Origin of the sequence: uncultured Chitinophaga sp. (genome assembly GCF_937874145.1) — a bacterium.
Lineage (GTDB): Bacteria > Bacteroidota > Bacteroidia > Chitinophagales > Chitinophagaceae > Chitinophaga.
Genome location: NZ_CALNBI010000499.1, coordinates 1 through 4,089 on the forward strand (window position 1 = coordinate 1; position 4,089 = coordinate 4,089).

Genomic DNA, 4,089 nt, shown 5'->3' on the forward strand with positions numbered 1-4,089 from the left:
CGCGCCCACGGGAATGCACAGCAGCAGGCTTCCCAGCGCGGCTTCGCTCAGCCGGAGGTGTTCCTGGATGGCGGGGATGCGGGATGCCCAGGAGGCGAAACAGAGACCGTTCAGAAAGAAAAAAGCCGCGACGGAAAGCCGGGCTTTTTGTTTATCGATAGCTATCATTTGCAGAAAGACTGGATACTTTGCCGGTACTCCTCCGTCAGTTTCGCGATGATGGTGGCCACAGGCTCGATGCCGTCCACCATTTCCACGCTCTGACCCGCGCTCCACAGTTGGTTATAGTAATTGGGTTTCGTTGCTTTCTCCAGCATTTTCATGCCTTTGAGCTGCACCATCATTTTGAAATACTTTTTGGTGCGCGGGTTGCGCGACAGCCATTTCTCCCAGTTGCTTTGCTTGTAGCCGAGCTTCTGGGCGGCGGGCGTATTGATGATGTTGCAGGGCGTGCCGGAAAGGCGTTCGGTGAGCACGATATCTTCCATGCCATGGTCCACGATGGCTTGCTTGTATTCGTCGCTCACGTTGGCTTCCGGGCTGGCGATGAAGCGCGTGCCGATGGAAACGCCGTCGGCCCCGAGCACCATGGCGCTGGCCATTTGCACGCCGGAAGCGATGCCGCCTGCGGCTACCACGGGCATATCCGGGAAAGCTTTGCGCAGTGCGGGAATGAGGACGTGCATGGGGTATGGGCCGGCATGGCCGCCTGCGCCGGCGGTAACGGCGATGAACCCGTCGGCTCCCATCTGTTTCGCTTTGGCGGCGTGTTCGAGATTGGTGATGTCGCAAAAGACTTTGGCGCCGTACGAATGGGCGGCGTCGATGACTTCGCGGGGATTGCCGAGGGAGGTGATGTAAAACGGAACTTTGGCCGCCACGCAGGCGTCCAGGTGCTTTTTATAGAGCGGGTTCGTTTTCTGTACGATGAGGTTTACGCCGTATATGCCGCCGGGATGGGCGTCTCGGACGGCGTTGAGCCTTTCCAGCAGGGCATGCAGCTCGCCTTCCTTCCTGAAGTTGAGGGAAGGGAAGGTGCCCGCGATGCCGCTTTTGATGGCGGCGCTCATCATGGCCTCGTTGCTGACGAGGAACATGGGAGCCATGATCACGGGGTGTTGGATGCCCAGCAGTGTTGTGATGGGATGGTTCATGTCAGGGATGGTTTCGCATGGGTTTGCAATTGGCGCGCCACGTATTTGCCCAGGATGTCGAATTCCAGGTTAACGGGGTCGCCGGGTTTCAGATGCCGGATATTGGTGTGCTCGTAAGTATATGGTATGATGGCCACGGAAAATGCGTCGCCGGTGATATCGAATACCGTGAGGCTGACGCCGTTGAGGCAGATGGATCCTTTTTCGACGATGAGCGGGGCGAAGGCGGGGTCGAAGCGGAAGCGGAATACCCAGCTGCCGTCTTGCGGTTCCACGGACGTGCAGGTGCCGGTACCGTCGACATGCCCCTGAACGATGTGGCCGTCGATGCGGCTGTTGAATACCATGGCTCTTTCGAGGTTGACGGTATCGCCGGGGCGGAGGTTTCCGATATTTGTTTTCTGCAGGGTTTCCGCCACGGCCACGGTGGTGAAGCGGTCAGCCTCCACTGCGGTGACGGTGAGGCATACGCCGTTGTGGGATACGCTCTGGTCGATCTTCAGTTCCTGCGCCAGGGGGGTGCTGATGGTCAGCTCCAGGTTGCCGCCCCCGGGCGTTGCGGTGGCTACAATGCCCGTCGTTTCAATAATGCCGGTAAACATAATGCACAAATTTAATGGAGAAATGGCGGGGGAAGAAATGACGAATATATTTTGCAAATAAAAAAGATCTGCTTATCTTTGCCGTCCATAATAAAATACTGTAAAACAGAATAAAGGAAAAATATGTTAATCATCGATTCCAAAGATTGCGAAAACATCGACAAAGCGCTCAAAAAGTACAAGAAGAAATTTGAGAAAGCGAAAATTCTGCTGCAGCTGAGAGAGCGTCAGTCGTTTACCAAGCCGTCTATCCGCCGCCGCACCCAGGTGCTGAAGGCTGTATACAAACAGCAGGTAGCAACCGGCAAGTTCGATTAATAATTCGAAGCGAATTCTTTTTTATACACGAAATTGATGATTGTAAAGAATAAACTATCTTTACAATCATCAATTTTTTTGTGTTGGATCAAGTGCACCTTCCCCCTTTGGCGCAGGATTTTCTCGCCTACCTCTCTTTAGAAAAGCGGTATTCGCCGCATACGGTGCAATCCTATTCCCTCGATCTTTCCCAGTTTTTTCAATACATACAGGAGCAATATGGCGGCATCGCGCTGGAAAGCGTGAAGGCGGCGCATGTGCAGTCGTGGCTGGACCTCGGGCTGGAAGGCCATAAAAAGGCGGAAGATGCCCATAAGCGCACGCAGCCGCCGGCGTCGGCGGTTACCATCCGGAGGAAGATGTCGGCCCTCAAATCCTTCTTTAAATACGCGCTCCGCAAAGGTGCGGTGAAGCAGAGCCCCATGGCCCGGGTTTCCGGTCCTAAACTGCCGGGGCGGCTGCCTGTGTTTGTGGATGAGCATGTCATGGAAAAAGTGGAAGCCAACCAGGCAGGGGAGGAGATGCCGCTGTTCAGCGATGGTTTCGCGGGCGCCACGCAGCGTATGATCCTGCGGTTATTGTACCATGCGGGCATCCGGCGTGCGGAGCTCACGGGGCTGCGGGATGGCAGCATTGATTTTTCGAACGGGCATATGAAAGTGCTCGGGAAGGGGAACAAGGAGCGCATTATTCCGCTGGGAACGACGGTGCTGCAGGAATTGCGGGAATACATCGCCCTGCGCGATGCGGAGTTCCCCGGGTATGGTGGCGAAGCGTTGCTGGTAACGGTGCACGGGAAGGCGGTACAGGCCTGGGATGTGTACCGGACGGTGCGGAGGGCGCTGGCGCAGGTAACGACGCTGAAGAAGCGTAGCCCGCACGTGTTGCGGCATACGTTTGCGACGCATTTGATGAACAACGGTGCGGATATCAATGCGGTGAAGGAATTGCTGGGGCATGCGAGCCTTGCGTCGACGCAGGTGTATACGCATAATACGATCGAAAAGCTGCGCCGGGTGCATGAGCAGGCGCACCCGAGAGGATAGGTATCAATGATTATGTTGACAGGATTATGCACTAATTAAAAGCAGGCGGGAGGATGACGGGCGTCATGGCTGAAGGGATGAAAAGTGGGTAACATTACATAGTGATTCGAAAGAAAGTCATTTTAACAAAATTTTTAAGCGTGTGATCATTGATTTGAGTGTGAAGTTTCAGTATATTAGTAATACAGTTCTTTACATAAAAAATGCGCCTATGATGGATGACTACTAATTTGAAATCAGATTGTTAAATGTAAAATTTTAGTGCTATGAATGTTCAAATTCAAACTGTGCGTTTTGATGCTGACGCCAAATTAATTGATCATGTGAATAAAAGAATCCAGAAGCTTTCCACCTTTTATGACAAGATTGTACAAGTAGAGATTTTCCTGAAGTTAGATCAGTTAGCCCACCAGGTTAAGGATAAGATTGCGGAGATCCGCGTGAATGTACCCCGCCATAGTTTCTTTGTAAAGCATGAGAGCAAATCCTTCGAAGAGTCCTTTGATCTTGCGTTTGACAGCCTTGTTAACCAGATAAAGCGTAAGAAAGAGAAGAATTTACATTAAAATCTCAAAAATATTTTGGAAATAATAATCTCTTTACTACCTTTGCCATCCCGATTCAAAAAGGGATCGGCGAAGGTAGTAAAGTTCTTTGCTGTAGGGCATTTTAGCCGATTGAAGGTGAGTTGAAAGAAATGTTGGGTAAGTGAAAAAAAATATTTGTTTTAATAAAATTTTCACCCTTATTTTGCACTCCCTTTTAGCAGGAATGTTAAACTTTTTCTTGACAAAAGAATGCCAGCATAGCTCAGTTGGCCAGAGCTACTGATTTGTAATCAGTGGGTCGGGGGTTCGAATCCCTCTGCTGGCTCGGAAGAGCTACGGGCTGTAAAAGTTCGGGTGATTTTATAAATAGTTGGGCAGGTTCCAGAGCGGCCAAATGGGGCGGACTGTAAATCCGCTGTCT

General features: G+C 51.7%; 5 protein-coding genes and 1 tRNA gene. 4 read left to right on the top strand and 2 right to left on the bottom strand.

The window, feature by feature from the left end:
- Positions 1 to 164: 164 nt before the first annotated feature.
- Both Q0510_RS23745 and Q0510_RS23750 read right to left on the bottom strand, forming a co-directional pair.
- Positions 165 to 1,154 (bottom strand): nitronate monooxygenase family protein, encoded by a 990-nt coding sequence (locus Q0510_RS23745; protein WP_298717423.1) that lies wholly within the window; start codon positions 1,152 to 1,154, stop codon positions 165 to 167.
- The gene (locus Q0510_RS23750; RefSeq protein WP_298717425.1) at positions 1,151 to 1,756 is read right to left on the bottom strand and encodes a riboflavin synthase; all 606 of its coding nucleotides are present in this window, start codon (positions 1,754 to 1,756) and stop codon (positions 1,151 to 1,153) included. Before Q0510_RS23750 ends, Q0510_RS23745 begins: the two co-directional genes overlap by 4 nt.
- A gap of 123 nt (positions 1,757 to 1,879) precedes the next feature.
- Between Q0510_RS23750 and rpsU the strand changes: the two genes are divergently transcribed.
- The 4 genes from rpsU to Q0510_RS23770 all read left to right on the top strand — a co-directional run bounded on the left by rpsU (position 1,880) and on the right by Q0510_RS23770 (position 3,993).
- Complete coding sequence (rpsU, locus tag Q0510_RS23755; protein WP_298717430.1) at positions 1,880 to 2,074, top strand: 30S ribosomal protein S21; 195 nt, start codon at positions 1,880 to 1,882, stop codon at positions 2,072 to 2,074.
- 80 nt (positions 2,075 to 2,154) lie between these two features.
- Positions 2,155 to 3,120 carry a tyrosine-type recombinase/integrase gene (locus tag Q0510_RS23760; protein WP_298717433.1) on the top strand — a complete coding sequence of 322 codons (966 nt, stop codon included), beginning with the start codon at positions 2,155 to 2,157 and terminating at the stop codon, positions 3,118 to 3,120.
- Positions 3,121 to 3,386: 266 nt separating this feature from the next.
- A complete protein-coding gene (locus Q0510_RS23765) occupies positions 3,387 to 3,686 on the top strand; it encodes an HPF/RaiA family ribosome-associated protein (RefSeq protein WP_298717436.1) in 300 nt (99 codons plus the stop codon).
- A gap of 233 nt (positions 3,687 to 3,919) precedes the next feature.
- Positions 3,920 to 3,993 (top strand) — tRNA-Thr (locus Q0510_RS23770).
- The last annotated feature ends 96 nt before the right edge of the window (positions 3,994 to 4,089 follow it).

Coding starts and splice junctions, on each gene's coding strand:
- Q0510_RS23745 (WP_298717423.1), bottom strand. CDS start 1,154: ATGAACCATCCCATCACAACACTGCTGGGCATCCAACACCCCGTGATC.
- Q0510_RS23750 (WP_298717425.1), bottom strand. CDS start 1,756: ATGTTTACCGGCATTATTGAAACGACGGGCATTGTAGCCACCGCAACG.
- rpsU (WP_298717430.1), top strand. CDS start 1,880: ATGTTAATCATCGATTCCAAAGATTGCGAAAACATCGACAAAGCGCTC.
- Q0510_RS23765 (WP_298717436.1), top strand. CDS start 3,387: ATGAATGTTCAAATTCAAACTGTGCGTTTTGATGCTGACGCCAAATTA.